This is a genomic window from Streptomyces sp. NPDC087901 (genome assembly GCF_044742205.1).
In the GTDB taxonomy this organism is placed as follows: Bacteria; Actinomycetota; Actinomycetes; order Streptomycetales; family Streptomycetaceae; genus Streptomyces.
This window is the reverse complement of the sequence record NZ_JBIUUC010000007.1, coordinates 113735-139899: the sequence shown is the minus strand read 5'-3', so window position 1 is coordinate 139899 and position 26165 is coordinate 113735. Positions and strand designations below refer to the sequence as shown.

Below are 26165 nucleotides of genomic sequence, written 5' to 3'. Positions count from 1 at the left end.
GTCGCTTCCGGAGTCCGACCGCGCGACTCCGGAAGCAGCCCGTGTTCCGCTGCTGCGGCAGGTGCCCCGCCCGAGGCCGCCCCTGCTCGGCGTGGAAACCCGCGCGATCACCAGCTGGTCAGGAACACCGTGTCGTGCAGGGTCCCGATGACCCGGACGACAGGCTCTAGCTGGTCATGCCGCGTGCCGAGGAGTACACGTCGAGGACGGCCAGGCAGAGGGGGACGAGCGCGAGGAGGAGAACCACCTCGGCCAGGTCGGAGAGACGGCCCCAGAAGGGTGACAGCCCCCTCTTCGGAATGATCAGAGCGATGCCGATCAGCAGTGCGGCACCGGCCGTGACGGCCGCGGCGAGCCACAGCGTACGAATGTCGAGCGGTCCTCGGTCCTGTTCCGTCAGGAGCTTGATGACAGCGTCGGCGGGCGGATTGAGTGACAGCCCCAGCACCAGCAGGCCCAGGGCGGCGAGACCCGCGCCCAGCACGGCGACGACCTGGGCGGTGTAGCGGAAGAGCCGTGCTCGCAACAGCATGGCGAGGCCGGCAACCAGTGCGAGGGCCTGGCCCCACACGTCGGAGGAGAAGCCCAGGACGGCGGCGGCCGCGACGACCACCACGCAGCAGCCCCCGGCGAGGCCCAGCAGCAGCTCGTGCCCACGCCGGGCCTGGGCTGCGATGCGTTCGGCGTCGACGGGACCGCGGTCGCCGGGACCCGGCTCGCGGTCGAGGTCGGCGTCCGTCATGGGGCGAGGAGCCGCGTAGCCGATCGGCAGGTGGGCCACCCTCGCGGAGAGGCCGGGAAGGAAGGCCACGGCTCCGATGGCGACCACCGCGCAGACCGCGGCGGTCTCGCTGGGACGGGCTTCGGTGAGGATCGAGCAGAACGTCGCGAGGGTTCCTACCGTCGAGGCGAAGACGACGGCGACGAAGGGCGCGTCGCCGGACGGCATCGCGGCGACGAGTCCGGCGGAGAAGCAGAGCACCGTGGCGCAGCCGAGCAGGAACTGCATACGCCCGATGCCGGTGCCCGGATCGAGCGCGAGGATGCCGGACCCGGCGATCATCAGGTGCGGCAGGGCCGCGAGGCCGAGCGCGATCGCGGAGGCCCGGTCGCCGTAGCTCCGCGCCCTGATGGCGGCGAGCGTGACGAGCAGCAGCCCGACGACACCGGCCACGATGCCCGGCAGGCCGTGCATGTCGTGCTGGACCGGGTCGGAGAACCAGAGCACGAAGCCCATGAGTACGAGGAGGAGTGCGCCGCCGAAGAGGCCGGAGGCGCGGAACAGCTGGTCGCTCCAGAGGGCGCGGTCGCGGCGGACAGCGGAGGCGACGGCGTCGGTGACGTCGTCGAAGACGGCCGGGGGGAGCGATTCGGCGAAGGGCCGGAGCCGCAGGACATCCCCGTCCAGGACGCGCTGGACGGCCATCGGGTGAGTGAGGTCCAGGAGGGTGCCGTCGCGGCGGGCCAGGTGGTAGCCGGGAGGTGTCCCCGGCGGCGTGGCCTGGCCGGTCAGCCGCAGGATCTCGGGAAGGAGATCGGCGACCGCGACGTCGTCCGGGAGGGCGACATCGATGCGGCTGTCCGGTGCCACGACCGTTATTCGGCAGAAACCGGTTGAAAGGGTTGAACTCACCTGATATTTCCCCCTGGTTCGTTGTGCACCGCGCTCCTGGGTAAGAGCGCCACCCTATCGGGGGCGCCTGCACGGACTGCACGTAGGATTATCGGCACGCGGAGGTAGGTCGCTGCCACGGGGGTGCCGGCCCACAACTCTCCGGGCCGCACTGAGGGATTGATTCGCCGGTGACCCAGATCGTCGTCAAACGCCCGCCCCGGGCCATGCCGCCCGAGACATCCGCGGCGGAAGTAAGACTCGAGTCGCCTCCTGAACTGCCACGCGGGCAGCAGGAGGGCATGGCCATGCAGCTGCTGCCGATGCTCGGCATGGGCTCTTCCGTGGTGTTCTTCTTCATGCCCGGCTCACAGCCGTTCATGAAGATCATGGGCGTCATGATGCTGATGTCGACGGTAGCCATGGCGATAGCGCAGGTGATGCGGCACCGCAAGGGAACCCAGGGCGAAGCCTCGGAAGGCCGCCGGGACTACCTGAAGTATCTCGCCCAGACCCGGCGGAAGGTGCGCAAGACAGCGCGGGCCCAGAGGGACGCGCAGTTCTACCTGCACCCGGACCCTGACCAGTTGTGGTCGCTGGTCGCCGAGGGCGAGCGGCTCTGGGAGCGGCGGATCGGCGACAACGACTTCGCGCAGGTCCGCGTCGGTCTCGGACCGCAGCAGTTGTGGACGCCGCTGGTGGCTCCGAGCACCGCGCCGCTGGACGAGCTGGAGCCGCTGTCGGCCGGAGCGATGCACCAGTTCCTGGCCGCTCATGGTTCGCTCGACCGGCTTCCCATGGCGGTATCGCTCCGCGCCTTCTACCACGTCGTGTTCTCGGGTGAGCCGGGTCCGGTGCGCGCTTCGGCGCGGGCGATGGTGGCCGGCCTGGTCGCGCTGCACTCACCCGACGACCTCATGGTCGCGGTGGCGGCGTCCCCGGATGTGACCGGCGAGTGGGACTGGACGAAGTGGCTGCCGCACGCCCAGGTCCCAGGGTCGTCCGACGGCGCCGGCACCAAGCGGCTGTTCGGCGACAACCTGACAGAGGTCGAGGAGCTGCTCAAGAACACCCTCACGGGCCGGTCGAGGTTCAACCGCGAGGGAGCACCGCTCCTCGACCAGCCGCACGTGGTCGTCGTGCTGGACGGCGCACTCGTGCCGGCGGAGTCGCTGCTCGCCTCCTCGGAGGGACTGCAGGGGGTGACCGTCGTGGAGATCGTTCCGGAGGAGCTGGACGAGCCCCGCGGCCAGCTGCACATCGCCGTACGGCCGGGCCGGCTCCGGCTGGAGTCCGCCACGGCCACCTATCACGGCGTGCCCGACTTCCTGCCGGTCGAGACCGCGGAAGCGCTGGGCCGTCAGCTCGCCCCGCTGCGGATGGGCAGCGGGTCGGAGGACGACGAGCCCCTGCTCGCCAACCTGGACTTCACGGATCTGCTGGGGATCGGCGATCCGGCCGCGGTCGACACCAACACCGTCTGGCGGCCGCGTTCGACGGCCGAGCGGCTGCGCGTGCCGATCGGTATCGGTGAGGACGGCTCGCCCGTCATGCTCGACCTCAAGGAGGCCGCGCAGGAGGGCATGGGCCCGCACGGACTGTGTGTGGGAGCGACCGGTTCCGGCAAGTCCGAACTGCTGCGCACCCTGGTGCTCGGCCTGGCGGTCACCCACTCCTCCGAAACGCTCAACTTCGTCCTCGCCGACTTCAAGGGCGGCGCGACGTTCGCGGGGATGTCCGAGCTTCCGCACGTCGCCGCGGTCATCACCAACCTGGCGGACGACCTCACCCTGGTCGACCGTATGCGGGACTCCATCACGGGTGAGCTGCAGCGCCGCCAGGAGCTCCTCCGGTCATCGGGCAACTACGCGAACCTCACCGACTACGAGAAGGCGCGCGCCGCCGGGGCCCCGCTCGAACCCCTCGCCTCGCTCGTCCTGGTGATCGACGAGTTCAGCGAACTGCTCACCGCCAAGCCCGACTTCATCGACATGTTCATCCAGATCGGCCGCATCGGGCGGTCCCTGGGCGTGCACCTGCTGCTGGCCTCGCAGCGCCTGGAGGAGGGCCGCCTGCGCGGTCTGGACACCTATCTGTCCTACCGGATCGGTCTGCGTACCTTCTCCGCCGCCGAATCCCGCACCGCTCTCGGCGTGCCCGACGCCTACCACCTGCCTTCGGTACCCGGTTCCGGGTTCCTCAAGTTCGGCACCGAGGGGATGACCCGCTTCAAGGCCGCCTACGTGTCGGGCACCTACCGTCCGGGTGTCACCCCCGTCGTGGGCAGCGGCGAACTGCCCATCGACCGGCGCCCCGTGCTCTTCACCGCGGACCCGGTGGCGGTCCACTACCCCGAGCCCGATCCGCACGTCTCCTACAGCCCGGGGCAAGGCACCCCCGACGCACTGGCGGACACCGTTCTCGATGTCATCGCACGCCGCCTGGAGGGTCAGGGACCCCTGGCTCACCAGGTGTGGCTGCCGCCACTCACCGAAGCCCCGTCCCTCGATCAGCTGCTGCCGCCGCTGGCGGTCACGCCCGAGCGCGGACTCCACTCCCCGCAGTACGCCCAGAACGGCTCGCTGGTCGTTCCCTTCGGCCTGGTGGACAAGCCCTTCGAGCAGCGTCGCGACTCGCTGGTACGGGACTTCTCGGGTGCCGCGGGCCACATGCTGATCGTCGGCGGTCCCCGCTCCGGCAAGTCCACCCTCCTGCGTGCGCTCATCGGCTCCTTCGCCCTCACGCACACGCCGCACGAGGTGCAGTTCTACGGGATGGACTTCGGCGGCGGCGGCATGATCGCCGTCGAGGGCCTGCCCCACGTCGGCGGGGTGGCCTCCCGGCTCGACCCGGAGAAGATCCGCCGCACGGTCGCCGAGGTTTCGGGGATCCTCAACCGGCGCGAGGAGTTCTTCCGGGACAACAACATCGACTCGATCGCCACCTACCGACGGCTCCGCGCCGCCGGCCGGCTGCCGGGCGAGCCGTGGGGCGACGTCTTCCTGGTCATCGACGGCTGGCAGTCCTTCAAGACGGACTACGAGTTCCTGGAGCCCGTCGTCGCCGACATCGCCGCCCGGGGCCTGGGGCTCGGCGTCCACCTGATCGCCACCGTCGCCAGGTACATGGAGATGCGGGCAGCGCTCAAGGACCAGTTGCTCAACCGGCTGGAACTGCGCCTCGGCGACCCGACCGACTCCGAACTGGACCGCAAGATCGCGGTGAACGTCCCCGTCGGCACACCGGGCCGCGGCCTGACCGCGGAGAAGCTGCACTTCATGGGCGGCCTGCCGCGCATCGATGACGCCGCGGGCTCCGGCGACGACCTGTCCGAGGCCACCGCGGCCTTCGTCCGGGCCACGACCGACAACTGGCCCGGCCCGCACGCCCCGCAGGTCCGCATGCTGCCCAGGATGCTGTCCGCGAGGGAGCTGCCGAGCGGCCCCGAGCAGGCGCGCGGCGGTGTCGCGTTCGGCATCGACGAGATGAACCTGGCCCCGGTCTTCGTCGACTTCGACACCGATCCGCTGTTCGCGGTCTTCGGTGAGTCGGAGTCCGGGAAGAGTGCGGTGCTGCGGCTGCTCATCAAGCAGATCACCGAGCGGTACACCCCACAGGAGGCGTTGATCTGTGTCGGCGACTACCGGCGCAGCCTGCTGGAGTGCGTGCCCGAGCCGTACCTGGTCGGATACTCGACGACTCAGAACGCGTTCGACAAGTACCTCCAGGACATGAACACCCTCATCACCAGCCGCATCCCCGGCCCCGATGTGACACCGCAGCAGCTGCGCACGCGCAGCTGGTGGAGGGGGCCGCGGGCGTTCATCATCGTCGACGACTACGACCTGGTCGCGACGTCGTCCGGCAACCCCATGGCGCAGCTGGTCGACAACCTGCCCTACGCACGCGACGCCGGGGTCAACTTCATCATCGCGCGCAGCAGCGCGGGGGCCGGCCGCTCCTCGTACGAGCCCTTCATGCAGCGCTTCAAGGAGCTGGGAGCCCAGGGCGTCGTCCTGTCCGGCCACCCGGGTGAGGGCGAGCTCCTCGGCGACGTGAAGGCCCGCCCGCTGCCTCCGGGCCGCGGCCTGTTCGTCTCGCGCCGCGGGGTACCCGCCCTGGTCCAGACGGGCTGGCTGCCGCCGGACCTGGGCTGAGCGGTACACGGCGGTACGAAGGAGGGGGTCAGCCCGGTTTCGGGCTGACCCCCTCCTTCATGCGCCGAGGCGCCCCACCCCTACGCCGAGGCCCCCGCGCCCTTCGCGCCGCCCGCGCCCAGGTTCCAGCGCAGGGCGGTGTACTTTCCCGGGGCGAAACGCTCGACCGCGTCAATGATCAAGGCAGGGTGATCCGGCCTCCGCCGGCGCCAGAGGGAGTTCCCGAGCGAGTAGAGAATGACCATCCTCGGCCCGCGAACGGCCGTCGGCTTCCCCGGAAGAGCCCCGTCCTTCAGCAACAGCAGCACCATGCTCTGCCTGCTGTTGAACTGAACCTTGTCGATATCGGCCCACAACACGGTCTCCGTGCGCCCTCGCCACACCTTGCTCATGCCCGCCGGATCGATGCGCAGGGCCGGAGTCCGCGACACCAGGGGGATCAGCGGCAGCAGGGTCACTACTCCGAACAGCACAGGCAGCCCCACATATCCGACACCCGGCTCACCCACGAACCCCATGTCTTCACCCATGATCAGCACGCCGGTCACAAAGAAGATGAGTACTTCGGCGAGCACCAGGCAGAGCATCCCCGCGAGGACCAACCCGAGGTAGAAACCGCCGCGGCGCGCCCGCTCGGCGGGGAGAAAAAGCCCTTCGGTGGTGTCGGAGGGTGTGGTCATGATGTGTCCTTCGTTGAGTCTCGGGCGGCGAGTGCACGACGCACGTTCCTCGCCGGTGAAGCGTAGTAGGGCATCCTGCTATGAACCGACCGGGACGGCAGCACAATGTCAACACGTGAACTGCCGCGGGACCTCACGGAATTCTCGGTCCATCGAGGGTCCGGTCCGCACATCCGTCATCGTGGACGACATGGAGCGTCGCTTCGAGAGGGGAGATGGACCACGACCGCAGCGGTCCGGACAGGCGTCCACCTCGCGTTTACGGAGTCCGCCCGACTGTCCCTGCGAGAATCCACGCGCCCGTTCAGAAATGCGCAAAAACCCGGCGCCACGATCGCGACGCCGGGTGCCGTTGCACTGAGCCAGGATGACGCCCGGCGTGACGAGGAGACGAAAGGGACGAGGGAGGCCGGTAGCGCTTCTTCGTCCGGACCTTGAAAATCTCCGCGGTCGCTGGGCAATAGGAAAAACATCGCGCCCATCCTCATCTCGGACTCGATGAAGGCGACGGCCGAGTGAGGACGTCAGACCGTTCCGACCGGCCAGTGACCCCCGTTGGGGAAAGCGCTCTTGTCGGACTTCTCGCCCGAGAGCTGAGCCATGGTCGTGCCCTCCGCGCCGATCACGGACAGCAGGGCGAGTACAGCGCCTCCGATGACGGCGGGTCCGAGAGTCGCTTCCGCCGCGGCAGCGGCTCCGGCGACGGGCAGAGCAACCACAGAAGCAGCCGCGGCAGCCGAGGCGGCCAGGACGGGGATCAGCTGGGCGACGAAGACTCCCACTGCGGTGTAGAACGCGAACCCTGCCACTCCACAGGCGGTGAGGCAGCCCGCCACCGTGCTCGCGCTGGAGGCGACCTGGGCGGAAGCACCGGATTGGGGGAAGATGGCATTCGTGTACGCGGTCGACCCTTCACCCTCCCAGTACTTGGGAGCCGCGAGGTTGAACTTCTGCGTGGAGGACGAGACGCCGGAAGCCTTCCCCCGAATCTCTTCACCCTGCCACTGCATGGCGTTGTAGAACATGATGATGGGAGCGAACGCCCCCTGCAGGATGTCCACAAGCTTGTTGATGATCCAGTTGACGCCTTCGATGATCTTGTTCACGATCCAGATACATCCCCGCGCGACGGCGTCCGGAACGTACCAGTGATTCACCGCCGACTCCACCTTCGGACCCATCGCAGTCGTATGCGTCGACATGCTCGTCAGGCCGGAGTTCAACTTATCTATAAGCGCCTGGAATTGCTCGGGATTGAATCCCATAAGAAGCTCCCTTTCTTTCCGAATCTCTGTCTAGTAGGCGCCTTCGACTGATTTCGTGGTATCCACTTCCTGGTCGTCGTACGCCTTCGCGTTCCTGACCAGCTCGTCGGCGATCTTCGACATTTCCACGTTTCCTTCGGCGCATCGACTCGACAGATGCGCGATGACACCGTTGTAGGTGGAGAAGATCGGGATGAAGATTCCAAGCTCCGTCAGATTCTGATGCATCCCCCTGATGGAGGCAGCTACCTCACCTATCGCCTTGGCCTGCTCGTCCCACATGCCCACATCGACGCGTATCGCATCGGTAATGACTTTGAGATCTTTCCCCAACGCTCTCAACCCCTTCAGGAGGTCCCTAGATGAAGTGCCGCGGGTTCTTCATGATCGCCATGGCCTCATCCAACAGGCCGCCCAGGTCCAGATCCGCGACGGCGTCCGGGCCGCTGCCTTCAGCGCTGGCGGACTTGGCGCGCACCTCGGCCAGTGCATCATCAAGCGCTTGATTCAGTCGCACAACCGACTGCTGGGCCGCCCAGTCCGGGTCGATCTCGCACGAGGAGAGACCTTGCGACCCGAGGGTGATCACGACCCGGTGCGCGGCGGATTCGCCCTTCGCCTCGGGCTGCGCAGCCGCCTCCGGATCCTGTCGCTCGACCACGTCGAAAGCCGTCAGCACGTCTTCGGCCACTTCCTGCAGTGGCCGCGGAACGACGTACCTCACGTCCCGCTCGAATGCCTCCGGAGGCGTCGAGGCCGCGCCTGCCGACGCAGGCTGCCCCAGAGTGCCGTCAAGCTGATGGGCCCGGTTCTCCCAGTCCGCCTGTTCGAGGCCACCCGACCAGCGCTCCATCCACTCGCTCAGGGCGGAGCCGTACGCCTCGACGACCGCCGCACCAAGATTCTCGGGAGGCTGCCTGCGCTGCCAGTCGGATGCGACCTTGATCGACTCCGGGATACCGCCGGCTATCAGCCGGACCCTGACAGCGCCCTGCGCATCCTCGCCCTCGGCGAACTCGGGCATCTGGTCGCGCATCTCGGACATCAGTTGCTGCATTTTATTCGCATATTCTTGGAACTGCTTCAGTTCCTGAAATATGTCACCGTCCACGCTTCCCCCTTCCGATTGTTCCCTGCTTGCACGGTTGCACCCATCTGCCGCCATCATGCGCAGAGTTGACAGGGTATTCACACACTAACACGACGACTTGATCATATTAACAATTTCCGGTACAGGTGCTGCATTCCATTGCCGCCACGAGGAAACCGAGTTGAGTGCGGAGCGCTCTGCGGCGACCCCGCCCCACTTCCCCGGCAACACGTGTGATCACAGTCGATTCCGGGGCCGACTTCCCTACGTGTGGGCCTCTTTGAAATATCATCAGCAATTGTGGCTTCGAGTGGGGGAGATGAAGGAATGGTGAAGTCGGCCGCAATTTCCTCGGCGAATGGCATGGCATGCGGGTTCGCCCTTCACGATTCCTGCACCTGTCCCGCCCGCATACCGCCGATTTTCGGTGGGGATGGCTGAGCGATGACACGGCTTCAGCGCCGGACACCGGAAGTTCGGCGGCGCAGCAGGAGCACTGCTCCGACCACGACGACGACACCGGCTCCAACGATGATCCAGACGGTCGCGCCGCCGCCCTCGCCGTCATCGGCCTTCGCCGAGGCGGCGGGCGCTGCCGACTGCTTCGCGTCGGCCGTGGGACTGCCGGCTCCGCTCGGGGCGGACGGCGACGGGGACTTGGGCGACCGGGCGGCCACCAGTGGGTTCACGTCGGCCGGGCCCGGGTCTCCGGGGTCGCCGAGTACGGCCAGGCGGGGACGGATCGTGCCGTAGCCGATGTAGCGGCTGGGGACCTTGCCCTCGGTCGGCTTGGCCGCCGTGTTCATCATGACGCGGAGGACCTGGTTGCCGGTCCAGGACGGGTGCTTGGACCAGATGAGGGCGGCCGAAGCGGAGGCGATGGCCGTGGCCTGGCTGGTGCCCCAGCTGCTGCAGTAGCCCGCCATGCCGCCGCCACACAGGATCGGGATGTCCTTACCCGGGGCTGCGAGCGCCACCTGAGGTCCTGACACCGAGAACTTCGCGACCGAGGAGGTCTTGTCGACGGCCCCGATGCCGGCCACCCCGGCAGAAGCCGCCGGGTACCCGACGTAGTTTCCCGAGTCGCCGGTGTTGCCGCTCCCCGCCAGAAGCAGCTTTCCGCGCTTCAGGGCGTAATCCACTGCCTGTTGGATCTGGGTCCGCTCGTCGTCGTCCAGCGTGAAGGCCTGGAAGGCCAACGACATGTTGATGATCTTGGCTTCACTGTCAGCGGCGTACCGGATGGCCGCGAGCAGAGCCGAGAGGTGGTTGGTGCCCGCTTCCTTGGAGGATCCGAAGACGGTCAACGGGAGAATGCGCGCGTCCGGCGCGAGACCCTTCACGCCCTGATCGTTCGCCCCGTTCCCCGCGATGAGCATCGCCATGGCGGTGCCATGCCCGTCCTTGTCCTTGTGCGCTCCCCGCTTGGGCTCGACAAAGTTCTTCCCCGGGAGCACTTTCCCCGCGAGCTCAGGAACAGAGGGGATCACTCCGGTATCGAGGAGGGCGACAGTGATCCCCTTGCCGGTGCTGGTCTTCCACATCTCAGCGGCCTGCATCCGGTCCAGATACCACTCGCGGTCGCGCATGGTGTCCGCGGACGCGGCCGGGGCGACGGCGCCGCCGAGGAGGAGCAGGGAGCCCAGCGCTGCCACCACCGCCGGCGCTCGCCTGCCTCGACGCCTGACCATTGAACTCATGCCACCCACTCGTCGTCCTCTGTCCGCCGCCTGGCGTCGCTGCTCCGCGACACCGGATCTAGTCGATCACGGGGGGAACGACACCGTCGTCTCCCGTGGTCCAGTTCTCTTCGTCCTCGGCGAGGTGTCCCGAGTTCCCGCCGTCACGTCGCTGCGAACGTCGGGTGCCCTGGCCCGCACCGCCCATCGCGCCGCCCATCGGGCCCATCGCTCCGCCCGATCTCGACGACTCACGGACGAGTCCGGTGCCACCCTGGGTGAACTCGCGTCCCGCCCCCTGCTGCGTTCCGCGCGGTGCCCGCACGGCGCCACCGGGCTCCGTGACCAGGCGCTGCGAACCGCCACCGGGGCCCCCGGGCCGCCCGGTCATCCCGGGAGCGCCACCGGCGTGGCCCGGCATCATTCCGCGGCCGGCCGACGGCCGCTCCGTACCGATCACCGTTCCACGCGACGTGCCCCGGACCGGGCCGGTCCCGGTCCGGCCCTGCGCCGGTGTACCACCGTGGATGCCCGTGTCGGTCCGGGTGGTGGACAGAGGAGGCCGGACGCCTTCCACGCCACCCCTGCCGGGGATGGTCGTGGGAGTCCGTACGGCGTCGACGCCGCCCCGGCCACCCGGCCCGGTGGTCGGAGTGCGCACGGTGTAGTCCCCGGAATTGATCGGGCCGGGTCGCGAAGGCATCACCACGGGCGGAAGAGGTGTCTGAAGCCCGCCGCCCCCCGGGGTCTGAGGGGGCAAGCCACCCGTGGGCGGGGTCACCGCAGTCGGCGGGGCCTGCGGCATCGTCACGGTGTCGATGTTCGTCCCCGTGGTGTCCGGCGCCGAGGGAACCGCGGACACGTGCTGCGGCGTGTGCACGACGGCAGCACCGTTCGAGGACGACGCCACGTCGCCCGGACTCGAGACCGAGTAGTGGTGGTCACCCGTCGACGCGCCAGTGCTGCTCTGGGGACCATTCACCGAGTACGTGGTGCCGGAGGAAGGGCTCCCCGGAGTGCCGTACCCCGTCTTCCCGCCGTCGACCGGCATGTCCGGCAGGACTTCCTTGGGCAGCGGCTTGAAGTTCGGCTCCTCCTGCGAGGAGATCGACTGCTCCGCCATCATGTAGTACGAGGCGAGCTTGTTCATCTGCGGAATGGCTTCGTTCCGCGCCGTCTCCACGGCTGCGATCCGGGCCTTTTCCTTCTTCTCGTCCGCGTAACACATCGACGTCGCGTCGGGATGCCCCTGCACCACCTTGGCGACCTCGCTGAGCGCCTGGCCCGCTGTCTGCAGTGAAGTGCCCGCGGTGCCGGCGTAGTCGGCCAGCTTCAGGGTCTCCTTGGCGAAGTCGTCGCCCCACTCGCGGAAGGCGTCACCGCCCGCACCCTTCCAGGTGGTGCGGCCGACGTGTTCCTTGAGCTCGGTGCCGATCTTCTCGATCTCGGTCTGCGCGTCGACCAGAGCGGTGCCGCGGCTCATGATCTCCGTGGCGTCGACACCACGGACCATGGCGACCATGTCCTCGTACGACGCGTTCTCGAAGTCCGTGGTGTTGTAGCAGGCGTTGAGTGGTGGCAGCTTCTCGCCCATGTCTGTCCCTGTCCCCCGTTCACTTCACGTGTTAGAAGCCGTCGTTTCCGCTCGACGAACCCTCACCGGTCTTGCCCTTGTCCTCCACAGGAACTCCAGGATCCTTGTCGGTTCCCGGCTTCTTGTAGTAGATCTCGGTGCGCTGCTGGATAGCGTTCAGACGGTCGGAGTATTCCTGATCAACGTTCTCGTAGCCGCGGTCCGCCAGGTCGACGGTGATGCCCATCGCCTCCAGCTGATCACCAAGGGTCTTGGAGAGCACAGCCAGGCGCGCGTGCACCATGTCGTAGGCGCTGGAGAGTCCCATCGCCTCCGGAAAGCCGGTGCCGTACGCGGCGGTGGTGACCTTCTGTTCCGTGATGCGGCTGTGCGCGGCCGGCGAACCGTCGAGCGTCGTCAGAAGCTTGTCCACACGGACTTTGAACTTCTGCAGAGACTCGGAGGGCGTCGCCAGATCAGGCGCGCCCGGCCCCTTGCCCGGAAGGAACGGCCCGTACACAGGTGCGCGCGGTCCATCGTCCGGAAGTTGGGATCCCATGAAAGCACCTCCCCTAAAGTGCAGCGGAACCGCAGGCGTGGGTGTGGGACGCGGTGACCGCGTCCCACACCCACAGCGTGCCGGATCCGTCTAGGTTCATCTGGGCCTGAGTCAGCCCTGGAAACGCCGGGCCTGGGCCAGGTCGTTCGCCCGGTAGCCCTCGGTGGCTTCCAGGAGCTTCGTCGAGATCGTCAGCAGCGTCTCGTGCATGTGGTTCACCTTGACGTCCCAGCCACTGTGGCGGTCGTAGAACGCCTGCTGCGTCTCACCGTCCCACGTGGCCACGACGGCCTTGACCTTGGTGTTCAGCTCGTCGAGCTGGGTCTTGATGGTGTTGGCAGTCGACTTGACCTGGTTAGAGGCTTCGACGACCCCGGAGTACGTAATCTCCATGGAAAGTTCTCCTGGTGCGAGGCGGGATGGAAGTGGGTTACGAAGAGACCTGGAACCGGTCCAGGACGCCGTTGCTGCCCAAGTCGCCGCCGTCGACACCCTTGAAGCTGTTGAGTCGCTCGACTTCTTCCGCGTCGAAGCCGTCACGGCTCATCTGAACCGCTTCCTTCGTGAAGGCGAGAAGCTCCTTCAGGTTGCGGACATCGAGGTTGACCTGCGTCTGGAGGCCGTTGTACGCGTTGGCCGCGACGCCCTTCCAGTGGCCTTCGACGGCGTCGATGATGCCGTTGAGGTGGCTGATCCGGCTTTCGAGCGTGTCGTGCATGTTGCCGAGTTCGCCGATCAGCTTGTCGATCTGATCAGCTGAAAGCCTGAGCTTGTCTCCCATAACGCACCTTCCCCCATGAATCGGATGTCGTGGACCCGGACTGTCGGGCACCACGTCTGCATCGGACCAAAGTTTTCGATAATCACTTTAACTGCGGCTGCCACTCAATCCAACAACGATTAGCTCAAGTTAAGTTGTTGGATGTTCACTTAATTACTGAACGGTGACGATCCCGCAGCACGATCGCGGTCCCGACGATCACTGCGACGAGGATCCCCGTGGCTGCCAGCACGTAGATCGAGATTCGTTCGAACCTCTCCTGCCTTGTCTCACCCATCTGGAGCGCGATCGGTTCCGGTCCGGCGGGCCCATTCGAAACCGCACGGTCCGGCGTGGGGGCGTTCATCGGGTGCTCGTCGTCGTTGAGAGCACGCACGGGGTCGACGACTCCCCACCCGATGAAGTCGTCCCGCCCCTTGACCGCGCGTTCGGCGGTCTGCTCGATCTGGGCGACCACCTGGGACTGCTTCCAGCCCGGGTGCTTGGCCCGTATGAGGGCGGCGACTCCGGCGACGTACGGGGCCGAGAAGCTCGTGCCGTTGTCGACGCACTGGCCGCCCTTCGGCACGGTGGACACCATGTCGACGCCCGGCGCCGCGACCCCGACGAAGGATCCGGTCTGGGAGAACGGCGCCCGCTCGTCGTTGCGGTCCGAAGCGGCCACCGCCAGGACGCCCGGATAGGCCGCCGGATACGTCAGCTTGACCTTGCCGGCGAGGCCGTCGTTGCCCGCCGACGCCACCACGACGATGTCCTTGTTCAGAGCTTCGCGCACCGCGAGCGCCAGGTCGGAGTCGGCCTTCAGCGGCTTGACCGTGTCCTGGGAGATGTTGATGACCGTGGCGCGCTTCGCGATGGCGTGGCGGATGGCCGCGGCCATCGTCGCGGCGGTGCCGGTGCCCTTGTCGTCGTTCTGCCGGATGGGGATGATCGTCGCCTCGGGAGCCAGACCGACGAATCCCGTGCCCGCCCGGGGGCGGGCCGCGATGATGCCGGCGACCTTGGTGCCGTGGCCGATGACATCGGTGGTGCCGTTGCCACCGCCTCCCTTGCCCTTCGAGGCATCCGCGGCCGGGTCCTGGGTCCCGTCCTTCGACGGCGGGAGCAGATCGGCCCCTGCCGCCCGGTCGACGGCAGTCTTCAGCTGGGGGTTCGTGGCGTCGACACCGGTGTCGATCACCGCGACCCGGACCCCCTTCCCCTTGGTGTCCTGCCAGAGCCGGTCGAAGACCAGTCGCTGGAGCGCCCAGGGACGGCCCTTGATCTGCTTCTTCATCGGGAACGTGCACTCACCGCTGCCCTCGGAATCCGTCTGCGGGACGGAACCCTGTGCCACCGCGGGCGTCTGGGCGAACGTCGGCAGTCCGACCGCCACCGAGCCCATCAGGAGCAGCACGACGGCCTGGGAACGGAACCTCTTGCGAGAGATCATCACGCGCTTCCTCCCTTCCGCCGTCAGGAACTCTGCGGCTGCTTGGCGCTGTTGGTGTCCAGTCGCGGCCCCTTGGGCAGGAGCGCGGACCAGTTGTCCGGCACCGGCACCGGTTTCACGTCCTGGTAACCGAGCCTGATCTGGGCCTGGTTGACGTCGGCGGCCTGCTCCTCCGCGGTCCCGGGCGTCGGGTCGGCACCGATCTTGGAGGGGTCCGCGCTGCTGTCGTTGTTCGTCTGCACGGCGTAGCGCAAGCCGGTGTCCGTCACGAGGAAGAGCGACCCGGTGGTGGGGGAGGAGCCGTTGAACTGCCGGTACAGCTCGCCGCTGCCGGGCGTCACGTACGCGCTGGTGGCCCCGTCCAGGAAGCCGACCGGATACGTGGACCCGGCCCACGTGGTCAGCTTCGGCACACCCGCCGCGTTGACGCCGTGCAGCACGTTGCAGACGGTTCCGGTCCCGGCCGAGGTGTCGTTGGCCTGGGTCGGGACCTGCTCCGGCCAGCCGTACTTCGCGTAGAACTCGTCCGGCGAGGGGGTGAAGGACTGCGGTCCGACTTCGGTGGCCTGCGCCTTCTGGCCCAGCACCTCCGCCTCGGGGCTCGTCAGCAGGAGCCTGGCGACCAGGTCGGACACCGGAGCGACCGCCCCCGGCAGCACGACGTACTGCTGCATGCCGGTGCCCGCCAGGGCTTTGAGTACGGTGCCCACCTTGTTCAGGCCGGGGTCCAGGCCCTGGACGCCGGCCGGGTCGCCGGCCTTGCCGGGGAGCTTCGGGAAGTCGATGGGCGCGCCGGCGTGCAGGGTGCCCAGCCAGCCCTTGGTGACCTTCTGGGGCTTCGCCCCCTCACTGAACAGTGAGCGGCGCAGCACCTCGTCCCGTGCCGAGAGCTTCTTGCCGCCGGTGGTCCCGATGACGTGCTGTGTGCCGTCCGCGTCCACCAGGTACCGCGTGCCGGTCCCGCCGTCCGCCTCGACGTAGAGGGCCTGACCGGCGCGGAGCTGCTGCTTGCCGCCCACCTTGTCGGCCTCCCGGTCGGCGAGCAGGAAGACGGCCTTCTGCACGCTGCCGCCGGCGCCGGCGCCGGGCTGCTCGCAGACCGCCCAGAGCTTGTTCCGGCCCGCGTCGTCCCCGCTGGGCAACCGGTCGGGTGCGTACGGTATGCCGAGCATCGGGCCGCGCTGGAGCTTGCCGTTGTCGAGCTCGGACTCGTCCACCTGGATCACCGAGGAGCTGTCCGGGTCCAGGAGCAGTTTCGCGGAGGAGAAGTTCAGCACGGGGTGCAGGCGCTTGACGCCGTCGGTCTCCAGGACGACGTAACGGGTGGTCGATTCACTGCCGACGATGACGTGGGCACCGGGGTCGTCCCAGCCGTCCGGAACCTTGGGCTTGAAGATGCCCCAGGCCCCGAAACCCGCGACGATCAGGGCACCCACCACCACCCCCGGCAGCACGGCACGCAGCGGGCGCGGCGCCCCCTCGTCCGTACCGACGGCGGACGGTTGCAGAAAGGCGGCGGTCAGCCGCTTCTTCGCGAAGGTGTAGGCATTGAGTTCGTCCCGCCGTGATGCCATCTGCCCTTTATCTCCCCGTGGTTATAGCTGCCTCGCGAGCGCCACCCACTATGCCCGCCGACGCTCGTTCACCGCCGTGCGGGTCCATGCTTGAGAAAGCCGGCCGGCACCCGTGCCCGACAGGGTGCACCACGAACCCCCGTTCGACCCCCTCATCGCCGGGCGTGGGACAGTGGGCGGTCGCGGGCCCGTGTGCCGATGGGCGGGCCGGCTCGCACACGCCGTAGTGCAGTGACACGGAGGGACATACCGGGGGATGACCAGCACGACGACTGCAGTGATGAGCGTGCACCCGAAGCCGGGGCGGATCGGCGGGGTGCGATTGCACCAGGTGGTGCTGATGGAGGTCGCCGGCGCGCTGATGCTGATCGCGTGGGTGACGAACAGGATCCTGATGGTGCCGATCGGCCTGGTCGCGGCCGTTCTGGTGCTGCTGGCGGTTCTGCGGCGGCGTGGGCGGCCGGTGATGGAGTGGCTCAACGCGGTCACGGCCCTGCGCGGGCGGCTGCGGGCCGCACGCCGCCCGTGGTCCGCGGAAGGGGTGGATCCCTCTCTGGCGCCGATCGTCGAGTGCGAGCCGGCGCTGCGGACGTACACCTACACCGACCGGCAGCGCGAGCGCGGTATCGGGATGGTGGGTGACGGGACGTTCCTGACGGCCGTGCTGCTCGTGCAGCCACGGAACGAACCGCTGCGGAGTGCCCGGGACGCGCGGCCGCTGGAGCTCGGGCTGCTGAACGACGCCCTGGAAGTGGACGACATCCGGCTGGAGTCGGTCCAGGTCGTGCAGCACACGCAGCCCGCGCCCGGACCGCACGTGCCCGAGCAGGCGGCGGCGGCGCGTTCGTACGCGCCGCTCCAGGCCCAGGTCGGCACCCCCGCGGTCCGGCTGACATGGATAGCCCTGAAGCTCGACCCCGAGCTGTGTCCGGAGGCAGTGCAGGCACGCGGCGGCGGGGTCGGCGGAGCGCAGCGCGCCCTCCTGCGGGCCACGGATCAGCTGGCGAGCCGGCTGGCGGGGGCGGGGTTCGACGCCTCGGTCCTGACCGAGGCGCAGGTGACGTCCGCACTCGCGACGTCGGCCGGGGTGAATCCGCAGGCCAGTACGCAGGCGATGCGGGCCGACGTACCGCTGCGGCGCACCGCGGAGTCCACCCGCGCGTGGCGCTGCGACGACCGCTGGCACACGACGTACTGGGTCGGCCGCTGGCCGCACATGGGCGCGGAGGCCGTGCCGACGGCACAACTGGTGGCGCTCCTGACGTCGATGCCGGCACCGGCCAGCACCTTCAGCCTGGCGGTGTCGCGCGGAACCGGCGGCGCACCGGCCGTCAGCGGGTACGTTCGCCTCACCGCACGCGGGAGTGAGGAACTGGTCGGCGTACGACGACAGTTGGAGCGGGCCGCACGAGGTGTGAAGGTCAGCCTCGTACGGCTCGACCGCGAACAGCTCCCCGGCGTGCTGGCCACCCTGCCCCTCGGAGGTACCCGTTGACCACCCCTCGCACGACGCCCCCCGGCACCCCCGGACCGACCGTCTCCGCCCCACCGGCTGCCGGACGCGCCAGGGCCGGGTTCGGGCTGATCGGCCCACGCCGCGACCGGCACGTGTTGCCCGTGGAACAGCTCGCCGCACTGTCACTGCCGCTCGGCGACGACGGGGTCGTGGTGGGCGTCGACGCGAAGCGGCAGCCCGCGGTGCTCGGCCTCTTCCGCCCCGCTCAGCTCGATGTCGTGGTCATCGGCAGTCTGTGGACGGCGCAGGTACTGGCGCTGCGCACAGCGGGCACCGGCGCGCGCGTCGCCGTCGAGACGGCCAGGCCGCAGGCGTGGACGGGGCTCGCGCAGGCCGCCGGCGGGGGGCAGCAGTGCATGACGGTGCACGACGTCAAGCAGGTGGGACCGCAGGGCGCGTCGGTCGCCAGTCCCGTCCTCGTCGTGCGGGACTGCGGCATGCGGCCGCCGCGCAGCCGCCTTGCGCCCGGACCGTGGCAGTCCGTGCTGACGTTGCTGCCGTTCCTCGGCCCGACGGCACCGAGGCTGCTCGAACACGCGGGGATGGTCGGGATCCAGCGGGTCTCCCCCGAGGAGGCGGCGGTCCTCGGACGCATTCTGGGACTGCCCCGGGTGCAGGCGGAAGCACTGCCCTCGCTCGGCGACGACATGATGCTGTGGTGCACGACCACGCATCGGAAGCTCGTCAAGATGGTGCCGACCGACGTCGAGACCGGACTCCTCGGGAGCCCGCGCCGCCTGGACTGACGGGCCCCGACCCGCACCGCGGGTCGGGGCCCGTCGTCGCAACGGGGTGCACGGCAAGGGGCCGAAGGCGGCCCGGCTACCTCACGCCGGACCGCCCACCCCCCTACCTCCTCAAGGCAGCACCGGCAGCAGCTCGGGCAGATGCCCGTCCGAGGCGGTGGCCGCCTTCACCCGCTCCTCGGGGACCTCTCCGTACAGCGTCGTGCGCGGCTTCGCCGGCCGGCCCGCGGCCTCGGCCACCGCGACCAGGTCCTGCACGGACTTGTACGAGCCGTAACTCGACCCCGCCATACGGGAGATGGTCTCCTCCATCAGCGTGCCGCCCAGGTCGTTCGCGCCCGAGCGGAGCATCTCCGCCGCGCCGTCCGTACCCAGCTTCACCCAGCTGGTCTGGATGTTGGTGATGTGCGGGTGGAGCAGGAGGCGGGCCATCGCGGTGACGGCCCGGTTGTCGCGGTCCGTCGGGCCGGGGCGGGCGATACCGGCGAGGTAGACGGGCGCGTTGGTGTGGATGAAGGGGAGCGTCACGAACTCCGTGAGGCCGCCCGTCTCCTGTTGGAGGTTGGCAAGCGTGCGCAGGTGGCCCAGCCAGTGGCGGGGCTGGTCGACGTGGCCGTACATCATCGTGGAGGAGGAGCGCAGGCCCACCTCGTGGGCGGTCTTGATGACCTCCAGCCACGTCGCCGTCGGCAGCTTGCCCTTGGTGAGGACCCAGCGGACCTCGTCGTCCAGGATCTCGGCCGCGGTGCCGGGGATCGAGTCGAGCCCGGCCTCCTTCGCGGCGGTCAGCCAGTCCCGGATGGACATGCCGGTGCGGGTGGCCCCGTTGACGACCTCCATCGGCGAGAAGGCGTGGACGTGCATGCCGGGCACGCGTTCCTTCACGGCGCGGGCGATGTCGAAGTACGCCGTACCGGGCAGGTCCGGGTGGATGCCGCCCTGCATGCAGACCTCGACCGCGCCGACGTCCCATGCCTGTGCGGCCCGGTCGGCGACCTGGTCCAGGGACAGGGTGTACGCGTCGGCGTCGGTGCGCCGCTGGGCGAAGGCGCAGAAGCGGCAGCCGGTGTAGCAGACGTTGGTGAAGTTGATGTTCCGCGTGACGATGTACGTGACGTCGTCACCGACCACGTCACGGCGCAGTGTGTCCGCGATCCGGCAGAGCTCGTCGAGGGCGGGCCCGTCCGCGTGCAGCAGGGTGAGTGCCTGGTCGTCGGTGAGCTTCGTCGGGTCGGCGGCGGCCTGGCTCAGGGCGCCCTTCACATCGCTGTCGATGCGGGACGGGACCATGCCGGGCGCTGCCGCCTCGCGGAGTGCCTCCCAGTCCCCGTACACCTCGTCGAAGTCGTCGCGGCGGTCGCCGGTGCGGCCCTCGGTGTCGATGGTGCGGTGCAGATCGGTGCGGCCCGAGGCGTTGAAGCCCTCGTCGGGCTCCTGCCAGGGCAGGCCGGCGGGGATCGCGCCCTCCTTCGCGAGCCCGGTCTCCGGGTCGGCGAGGGCACGGACGTGCGGGAGGAGGCGGGGGTCGAGCCAGGGCTCGCCGCGCTGGATGAACTCCGGGTAGATGGTGAGGCGTTCGCGGAGCACGAAGCCGGAATCGGCCGTCCTCGCGGCGAGCTCGTCGATGTGCGGCCAGGGGCGCTCGGGGTTCACATGGTCCGGAGTGAGCGGCGAGACGCCGCCCCAGTCGTCGATCCCGGCGCCGACGATCAGCGCGTACTCCGCGTCGACCAGGTTCGGCGGGGCCTGGATGCGCGCGGACGGGCCGAGGATGTGGCGGGCGACCGCGATGGCGGCGGCCAGCTCCTCCAGCTCCGCGTCCGGCATGGCGCGCATCGCCGTGTCGGGCTTGGCCCGGAAGTTCTGGATGATGACTTCCTGGATACCGTGGTAGGCGCGGGCGGTCTTCCGCAGCTCGAAGAGGGAGTCGGCGCGCTCCTCGTACGACTCGCCGATGCCGATGAGGATTCCGGTGGTGAAGGGGACGTTGGAGCGGCCCGCGTCCTCCAGGACCCGCAGCCGCACGGCCGGTTCCTTGTCCGGGGAACCATGGTGCGGACCGCCGGGCTCGGACCACAGCCGGGTCGCGGTCGTCTCCAGCATCATGCCCATGGAGGGCGCCACCGGCTTGAGGCGCTGGAGATCGGTCCAGGTCATCACACCCGGGTTGAGGTGCGGCAGGAGGCCGGTCTCCTCGAGGACCCGGATCGCCATGGCCCGTACGTACGCGAGGGTGTCGTCGTACCCCTCGGCCTCCAGCCACTCCCGGGCCTCGGGCCAGCGGTCCTCCGGCCGGTCGCCGAGCGTGAAAAGCGCTTCCTTGCAGCCCATCGCCGCGCCCTTGCGGGCGATGTCGAGGACCTCGTCCGGAGACAGGAACATGCCGTGGCCGTCACGCCGGAGCTTGCCGGGCACGGTGACGAAGGTGCAGTAGTGGCACTTGTCGCGGCACAGACGGGTCAGCGGGATGAAGACCTTGCGGGAGTACGTGATCACACCGGGCCGGCCCGCCGCCTGAAGTCCCGCGTCCCGTACCCGGGCGGCGGAGGCGGCGAGATCCGTCAGATCGTCGCCGCGTGCCTGGAGCAGGACGGCGGCCTCGGCCACATCGAGGGCGACACCGTCTCTGGCACGCTTGAGGGCACGTCGCATGGAGTTGGTGGTGGGGTGTCCGCTCTGAGGATCGGTCATGAACCGAGCATACGAGCGAGTACTTGACCGGTCACAGCCCGGATCTCCCGCAGGTCACGCGCGTCCCTGGCGCCTCGGCCGCACAACGGTCCTCGACCCGTAGGCTCGGCCCGGTGATGGAAACGATCGTCTTCGACATCGGCGAGACACTCATCCGCGACGACCGGTACTGGGCGTCCTGGGCCAACTGGCTCGGCGTCCCGCCACACACACTGAGTGCGCTGGTCGGGGCCGCGGTCGTCCAGGGGCGGGACAGCGCCGAAGCGCTGACCATGCTGCGCCCCGACATGGACGTCACCGAGGCCTCGCTGGCCCGCACCGCCGCCGGACGCGGCGAGCACCTGGACGAGTCGGACCTCTACCCGGACGTCCGGCCGGCGCTGGCGGAACTGCGGGCGCTGGGCGTACGGGTGATCGTCGCGGGCAACGGGACGGCGCGGGCCGGGGAACTGCTGCGGAGGCTGGACCTGCCCGCGGATGTGGTCGTCACCTCGGACGAGTGGGGCGTCGCCAAACCGGACCCGGAGTTCTTCGCCCGTGTCCTGGAGGTCTCCGGCTCGGACCCGCAGTCGACGCTGTACGTGGGCGACCACCCGGCCGGCGATCTGTTCCCGGCCAAGTCCTCGGGGCTGCTGGCGGCGCACATCCGGCGGGGCGCGTGCGGGTACTGGTGGGCGGATCACCCGGATGTGGTGGAGACGGCGGACTTCCGTATCAGCACGCTGACGGAGCTGCCGGCGCTCCTGAGCAAGGCGGCGGACGTGCCGGAGCCGCCGCGACCGAGGCTGCTGCGGGCGCTGTAGCCGTACGGCCCCTGGCGCCCGCCGCGCCGGGTCCTCAGAGGTACGGCCGCTGGGCGGACTTGGCCTTCACGTACGCGTCCCGGGCCGCCCTGGTCTCCGGGGCGTCGGAGATCTCCGCCACCGGCACGTCCCACCAGGCCCCTGAGGACGGGGCGGGGACCATCGGGTCCGTCTCGATGTGGATCACCGTGCACCGGTCGGATGCCCTGGCCTCCGCGAGGGCGCCCCGGAGTTCGGCGACGGTGGCGACCCGCAGGACGTCCGCCCCCAGGCTCGCCGCGTTGGCCGCCAGGTCGACGGGCAGCCGGTCGCCCTCCAGCGCTCCGCTGTCCGCGTCGCGGTAGCGGTACCAGGTACCGAAGCGCGGTGCGCCCACTGTCTCGGAGAGCGCCCCGATCGACGCGAAGCCGTGGTTCTGGACCAGGACCACGGTGAGCTTGATCCCTTCGGAGACGGCCGTGAGCAGTTCCTGCGCCATCATCAGATAGGAGCCGTCGCCCACCATGACGAAGACCTCGCGCTCCGGGGCGGCGAGCTTCACGCCGAGGCCGCCGGCGATCTCGTAACCCATGCAGGAGTACCCGTATTCGACGTGGTACTGCTTCGGGTCGGCCGCCCGCCAGAGTCTGTGCAGGTCGCCCGGGAGCGATCCGGCCGCGCAGACCACCACACCGTCCTCGCCCGCCGCCTCGTTGACCGCTCCGACCACCTCGGACTGTGCGGGCTTCGGTGTGTGCCCCAGGTGGTGGGCGGCGTCCACCACCGCGTCCCAGTCACGCGCCAGTGCGGCTGTCCGCGCACGGTGCTCCGGGGGCACCTGCCAGCCCGCCAGCTCGGCGGTCAGCGCCTCCAGGGCGGTACGGGCGTCGGCGACCATCGCCAGTCCTGCGTGCTTGACGGCGTCCAGCCGGGCGACGTTGATGTTGAGGAACCGGACCCCGGGGTCGGCGAACTGCGTGTGCGAGGCGGTGGTGAAGTCGCTGTAGCGGGTACCGATGCCGATCACCAGGTCGGCCTCCCGGGCCAGCGCGTCGGCCGCCGTCGTGCCGGTGTGCCCGACGGCGCCGGCCGCGGACGGGTGGCCGTGCCGGAGCGCGCCCTTGCCGGCCTGGGTCTCGGCGACCGGGATTCCGGTGGCGCGGGCGAAGGCGTCCAGCGCCTCGGTGGCGCCCGCGTAGACGACACCGCCCCCGGCCACGACGAGGGGGCGGCGGGCGGCCCGGATCATCCGGACGGCATCGGCCAGCACCTGGGCCTGCGGGGCCGGCCGGTCGATGCGCCACACCCTGGGTGCCAGGAACTCCTCGGGCCAGTCATGGGCCTCCGCCTGCACGTCCTGGGGCAGCGCGAGCGTCACCGCACCGGTGTCCACCGGATCGGTGAGCGTGCGCACGGCCGCCAGCGCGGCACCGATCAGCTGCTCGGGGCGGCCGATCCGGTCGAAGTACCGGGAGACGGGCCGGAACACGTCGTTGACGGTCACATCCCCCGCCCACGGCGTCTCCAGCTGCTGGAGCACCGGTTCGGCGACGCGGGTGGCGAAGGTGTCCCCGGGCAGGAGCAGCACGGGGAGCCGGTTGATGGTGGCCCCGGCGGCGGCGGTGACCATGTTGGTGGCCCCGGGTCCGACCGAGGCGGTGCAGGCGAACGTCGAGAGGCGGTCGGACATCCGGGCGTACGCGGCCGCGGTGTGCACCATCGCCTGTTCGTTGCGGGCCTGGTAGTACGTCAGGTCGCGGTTCTCCCACAGCGCCTGTCCCAGCCCGGCGACGTTGCCGTGCCCGAAGATCCCGAAGCAGCCGGCGAAAAGGCGTCGGCTCACCCCGTCCCGTTCGGTGTGCTGGGCGACCAGGAATCGCACCAGTGCCTGGGCGACGGTGAGCCGGATCATGCTGCCCCTTCCGTGGACGGTGCTCCGGAGACGGCCCGAGCACCGTCCCAGGTTTCACGGACCCAGGCGTGCGCCGGGTCGTCGGTGATCCGCCAGGCGCGCTCGGCGTGCGGGCCCGCCATGACGTTGAGGTAGTACATCGGGTAGCCGGGCAGTGCGGCCGACGGGCCGTGCCGGCACCGGAGTCGCGTGTGCCGCATTCCGGTGTCCACGGACCAGGGGCCGTGCGCGGTGCTGCCCGCGGGCTGATGGCCGTCCATGGCGCCTCTTCTCACAGCAGCCCGACAGCGGTGTCCACCGCTGCGGCCACATCGTCGTCGGGCGGGTAGAGCAGGGACCGGCCGGCCACCAGGCCGCGCACGGTGGGGAGCCGGAGCGCCTTCTCCCAGGAGGCGTACGTCTCGTCGGGGGTACCCGGAGGGTCTCCTCCGAGCAGCAGCGCGGGAAGCGTCGAGGCCTCCATCACCGCCTCCATGTTGTCGACCACCGGAACCTTCAGCCAGGTGTAGGCGGAGGTGCGGCCGAGGCCCTGGGCGATGGCCAGCGCCCGGACCATGGCGTCGGGGCGCAGGTCGTTGACCGCTCGCCCGTCCGGACCGCGCCGGACCCAGAAGGGCTCGACCAGGGCCGTCAGCCTGCGGTCGGCCAGCGCGGAGACGGCGTCCGCACAGCCCGCCAGGGTGGAGGCGGTGGCGGCGTCGGCCGGATCGATGCGCAGGAGCATCTTCCCGGCGTTGAAGCCCATCGCCTCGATCGACGCGGCGTCGTAGGCGGTGAAGCGGTCGTCCATCTCGAACACGGTCTCGGGCACGCCACCGCGGTTCATCGAGCCGATGACGACCTTGTCCTCCAGGGCGCCGAGCAGCAGCAGGTCCTCCAGTACGTCGGGGGTGCCGAGCACACCGTCCACGCCCGGGCGTTCCAGGGCGGTCAGCAGGCGGTCGAGCAGTCCGGCGCGGTTCGCCATGGCGTCGGGGCGGCCGCGCACGGCGAGGGCGCCGCGGGCCGGATGGTCGGCGGCCACCAGCATCAGCCGGCCGGAGGGCTGGATCATCGGGCGCCGGCTGCGGCGCCGGGCCGCCTCCAGGATCGCCTCGGGCCGCCGGGCCCGGGTCTCCATCAGGGCCTGCAGCGCTCCGTCACGCATGCGGTGCCGCTTCGTGGGAGTGGGCGTGTTCCATCATGTCCTCCACCTGTGGGGTAGTCGGCATGTCGGGGGCGCAGAAGAGCCGTCCCGCGACGAAGGCGCCTGCGGCGTTGGCGAAGCGGAGGGTCCGCGTCAGTGGCCAGCCCGCGAGCAGGCCGTGGCACAGGGCGCCGCCGAAGGCGTCGCCCGCACCGAGGCCGTTGACGACGCGGACGGGGTGGGGGGCGACCACGATCCGCTCGGTGGCGGTGCGTGCCAGCACCCCCGCGGGCCCTTGCTTGACCACGGCCAGTTCGATGCCGGTGGCGAGCAGGGCGTCGGCCGCGGCGTCCGGGTCGCGTTCGCCGACGGCCGCCTCGCATTCGTCGAGGTTGCCGACGGCCACGGTGGCCCCCGCGAGGGCGGCCCGCAGTGCGGGTCCGGCGGCTTGCGGGGAGGGCCAGAGTCCGGGCCGGTAGTCGAGGTCGAGCACGGTGATCCCCGACCGGTCGCGGGCGGTCAGGGCGGCGAGGTGGGCGGCCGCGCTGGGTCCGGCGGACAGTCCGGTGCCGGTGACCCACAGGAGTCCGGCCGCGCGCACCTCGTCCAGATCCAGTTCCTCGGTACGGATCTGCAGGTCCGGGGTGCCGGGCGGACGGTAGAACCAGATGGGGAAGTCGTCGGGCGGGAAGACCTCGCAGAAGGTGACCGGGGTCGGGGGCCCCGCGACGGGGTGGACCCGGGCCGCGTCGACTCCGTAGCGGCGCAGCTCGGACCTGAGGTAGTCGCCGAACGGATCCTGTCCGGTGCGGCTGATCAGGGCGGTGCGGCGGCCGTGCCGGGCGGCGGCGACGGAGACGTTGGCGGCGCTGCCGCCCAGGTGCTTGCCGAAGGTCTCGACGTCGGCCAGGCCCACCCCCTGCTGGAGCGGGTAGAGGTCCACGCCGAGCCGCCCCATGACCAGTACCTCGGGCGCAGGCTCCGTGGCAG

At 69.7% G+C, this 26165-nt stretch carries 20 protein-coding genes and 1 pseudogene; 4 read left to right on the top strand and 17 right to left on the bottom strand.

Going from position 1 to position 26165, the window contains the following annotated elements; all coding sequences use genetic code 11:
- Positions 1–166 precede the first annotated feature (166 nt).
- Complete coding sequence (eccD, locus tag ACIOEW_RS22685; RefSeq protein WP_362542227.1) at positions 167–1633, bottom strand: type VII secretion integral membrane protein EccD; 1467 nt, start codon at positions 1631–1633, stop codon at positions 167–169.
- A gap of 170 nt (positions 1634–1803) precedes the next feature.
- Between eccD and eccCa the strand changes: the two genes are divergently transcribed.
- Complete coding sequence (eccCa, locus tag ACIOEW_RS22680) at positions 1804–5769, top strand: type VII secretion protein EccCa (RefSeq protein ID WP_362542224.1); 3966 nt, start codon at positions 1804–1806, stop codon at positions 5767–5769.
- A gap of 80 nt (positions 5770–5849) precedes the next feature.
- Here eccCa and ACIOEW_RS22675 read toward each other — a convergent pair whose 3' ends face one another.
- The 11 genes from ACIOEW_RS22675 to eccB all read right to left on the bottom strand — a co-directional run bounded on the left by ACIOEW_RS22675 (position 5850) and on the right by eccB (position 16402).
- On the bottom strand, positions 5850–6449 hold the full coding sequence (locus ACIOEW_RS22675; protein ID WP_401965390.1) for a hypothetical protein: 600 nt from the start codon (positions 6447–6449) through the stop codon (positions 5850–5852).
- Positions 6450–6973: 524 nt separating this feature from the next.
- Positions 6974–7714, bottom strand: a complete 741-nt coding sequence (locus tag ACIOEW_RS22670; protein ID WP_401965387.1) for a hypothetical protein — start codon at positions 7712–7714, stop codon at positions 6974–6976.
- Between the two features lie 30 nt (positions 7715–7744).
- Positions 7745–8047: a hypothetical protein gene (locus ACIOEW_RS22665; protein WP_362542216.1), complete on the bottom strand. Its 303-nt coding sequence runs from the start codon at positions 8045–8047 to the stop codon at positions 7745–7747.
- A gap of 25 nt (positions 8048–8072) precedes the next feature.
- The gene (locus ACIOEW_RS22660) at positions 8073–8825 is read right to left on the bottom strand and encodes a hypothetical protein (protein WP_401965383.1); all 753 of its coding nucleotides are present in this window, start codon (positions 8823–8825) and stop codon (positions 8073–8075) included.
- Positions 8826–9259: 434 nt separating this feature from the next.
- Complete coding sequence (gene mycP / locus ACIOEW_RS22655; protein WP_401965381.1) at positions 9260–10462, bottom strand: type VII secretion-associated serine protease mycosin; 1203 nt, start codon at positions 10460–10462, stop codon at positions 9260–9262.
- 100 nt (positions 10463–10562) lie between these two features.
- Positions 10563–12077 carry a WXG100 family type VII secretion target gene (locus ACIOEW_RS22650; RefSeq protein ID WP_401965378.1) on the bottom strand — a complete coding sequence of 505 codons (1515 nt, stop codon included), beginning with the start codon at positions 12075–12077 and terminating at the stop codon, positions 10563–10565.
- Positions 12078–12108: 31 nt separating this feature from the next.
- A complete protein-coding gene (locus ACIOEW_RS22645; protein ID WP_401965376.1) occupies positions 12109–12489 on the bottom strand; it encodes a hypothetical protein in 381 nt (126 codons plus the stop codon).
- A 237-nt stretch (positions 12490–12726) separates the two neighbouring features.
- Positions 12727–13008 (bottom strand): WXG100 family type VII secretion target, encoded by a 282-nt coding sequence (locus ACIOEW_RS22640; protein WP_362557448.1) that lies wholly within the window; start codon positions 13006–13008, stop codon positions 12727–12729.
- A 37-nt stretch (positions 13009–13045) separates the two neighbouring features.
- Positions 13046–13396 (bottom strand): WXG100 family type VII secretion target, encoded by a 351-nt coding sequence (locus tag ACIOEW_RS22635; RefSeq protein WP_362557449.1) that lies wholly within the window; start codon positions 13394–13396, stop codon positions 13046–13048.
- A gap of 145 nt (positions 13397–13541) precedes the next feature.
- Positions 13542–14672, bottom strand: a complete 1131-nt coding sequence (mycP, locus tag ACIOEW_RS22630; RefSeq protein ID WP_401965768.1) for a type VII secretion-associated serine protease mycosin — start codon at positions 14670–14672, stop codon at positions 13542–13544.
- A 179-nt stretch (positions 14673–14851) separates the two neighbouring features.
- Positions 14852–16402 carry a type VII secretion protein EccB gene (eccB, locus tag ACIOEW_RS22625; RefSeq protein WP_401965373.1) on the bottom strand — a complete coding sequence of 517 codons (1551 nt, stop codon included), beginning with the start codon at positions 16400–16402 and terminating at the stop codon, positions 14852–14854.
- Between the two features lie 316 nt (positions 16403–16718).
- On the opposite strand from eccB, the gene eccE reads away from it, so the two are divergent.
- Both eccE and ACIOEW_RS22615 read left to right on the top strand, forming a co-directional pair.
- Positions 16719–17897: a type VII secretion protein EccE gene (gene eccE, locus ACIOEW_RS22620; protein WP_401965766.1), complete on the top strand. Its 1179-nt coding sequence runs from the start codon at positions 16719–16721 to the stop codon at positions 17895–17897.
- Entirely contained in the window at positions 17894–18664 is a 771-nt protein-coding gene (locus ACIOEW_RS22615; protein ID WP_401965370.1) for a hypothetical protein, read from the top strand. The genes eccE and ACIOEW_RS22615 overlap by 4 nt, the downstream gene beginning before the upstream one ends.
- Positions 18665–18775: 111 nt before the next feature.
- Here ACIOEW_RS22615 and ACIOEW_RS22610 read toward each other — a convergent pair whose 3' ends face one another.
- A complete protein-coding gene (locus ACIOEW_RS22610; RefSeq protein WP_401965368.1) occupies positions 18776–21355 on the bottom strand; it encodes a bifunctional FO biosynthesis protein CofGH in 2580 nt (859 codons plus the stop codon).
- Positions 21356–21471: 116 nt separating this feature from the next.
- On the opposite strand from ACIOEW_RS22610, the gene ACIOEW_RS22605 reads away from it, so the two are divergent.
- A complete protein-coding gene (locus ACIOEW_RS22605) occupies positions 21472–22158 on the top strand; it encodes an HAD family hydrolase (RefSeq protein WP_362557475.1) in 687 nt (228 codons plus the stop codon).
- Between the two features lie 34 nt (positions 22159–22192).
- Here ACIOEW_RS22605 and iolD read toward each other — a convergent pair whose 3' ends face one another.
- From iolD to iolC, 4 genes and pseudogenes are all read right to left on the bottom strand, one after another.
- Positions 22193–24049: a 3D-(3,5/4)-trihydroxycyclohexane-1,2-dione acylhydrolase (decyclizing) gene (gene iolD, locus ACIOEW_RS22600; RefSeq protein ID WP_401965365.1), complete on the bottom strand. Its 1857-nt coding sequence runs from the start codon at positions 24047–24049 to the stop codon at positions 22193–22195.
- A pseudogene (locus ACIOEW_RS22595) lies at positions 24046–24222 on the bottom strand (5-deoxy-glucuronate isomerase); the annotation flags it as partial. The pseudogene ACIOEW_RS22595 and the gene iolD, both read right to left, overlap by 4 nt.
- 98 nt (positions 24223–24320) lie before the next feature.
- On the bottom strand, positions 24321–25196 hold the full coding sequence (locus ACIOEW_RS22590; RefSeq protein ID WP_401965362.1) for a deoxyribose-phosphate aldolase: 876 nt from the start codon (positions 25194–25196) through the stop codon (positions 24321–24323).
- Positions 25189–26133 carry a 5-dehydro-2-deoxygluconokinase gene (iolC, locus tag ACIOEW_RS22585; protein WP_362557476.1) on the bottom strand — a complete coding sequence of 315 codons (945 nt, stop codon included), beginning with the start codon at positions 26131–26133 and terminating at the stop codon, positions 25189–25191. The genes ACIOEW_RS22590 and iolC overlap by 8 nt, the downstream gene beginning before the upstream one ends.
- Between the last annotated feature and the right edge of the window lie 32 nt (positions 26134–26165).

Excerpts from the sequence above, each read along its gene's own strand:
- ACIOEW_RS22675 (WP_401965390.1), bottom strand. The coding sequence starts at position 6,449 with ATGACCACACCCTCCGACACCACCGAAGGGCTTTTTCTCCCCGCCGAG.
- ACIOEW_RS22670 (WP_401965387.1), bottom strand. The coding sequence starts at position 7,714 with ATGGGATTCAATCCCGAGCAATTCCAGGCGCTTATAGATAAGTTGAAC.
- ACIOEW_RS22650 (WP_401965378.1), bottom strand. The coding sequence starts at position 12,077 with ATGGGCGAGAAGCTGCCACCACTCAACGCCTGCTACAACACCACGGAC.
- ACIOEW_RS22640 (WP_362557448.1), bottom strand. The coding sequence starts at position 13,008 with ATGGAGATTACGTACTCCGGGGTCGTCGAAGCCTCTAACCAGGTCAAG.
- ACIOEW_RS22635 (WP_362557449.1), bottom strand. The coding sequence starts at position 13,396 with ATGGGAGACAAGCTCAGGCTTTCAGCTGATCAGATCGACAAGCTGATC.
- mycP (WP_401965768.1), bottom strand. The coding sequence starts at position 14,672 with ATGAAGAAGCAGATCAAGGGCCGTCCCTGGGCGCTCCAGCGACTGGTC.
- eccB (WP_401965373.1), bottom strand. The coding sequence starts at position 16,402 with ATGGCATCACGGCGGGACGAACTCAATGCCTACACCTTCGCGAAGAAG.
- ACIOEW_RS22610 (WP_401965368.1), bottom strand. The coding sequence starts at position 21,355 with ATGACCGATCCTCAGAGCGGACACCCCACCACCAACTCCATGCGACGT.
- ACIOEW_RS22605 (WP_362557475.1), top strand. The coding sequence starts at position 21,472 with ATGGAAACGATCGTCTTCGACATCGGCGAGACACTCATCCGCGACGAC.
- iolD (WP_401965365.1), bottom strand. The coding sequence starts at position 24,049 with ATGATCCGGCTCACCGTCGCCCAGGCACTGGTGCGATTCCTGGTCGCC.
- ACIOEW_RS22590 (WP_401965362.1), bottom strand. The coding sequence starts at position 25,196 with ATGCGTGACGGAGCGCTGCAGGCCCTGATGGAGACCCGGGCCCGGCGG.
- iolC (WP_362557476.1), bottom strand. The coding sequence starts at position 26,133 with ATGGGGCGGCTCGGCGTGGACCTCTACCCGCTCCAGCAGGGGGTGGGC.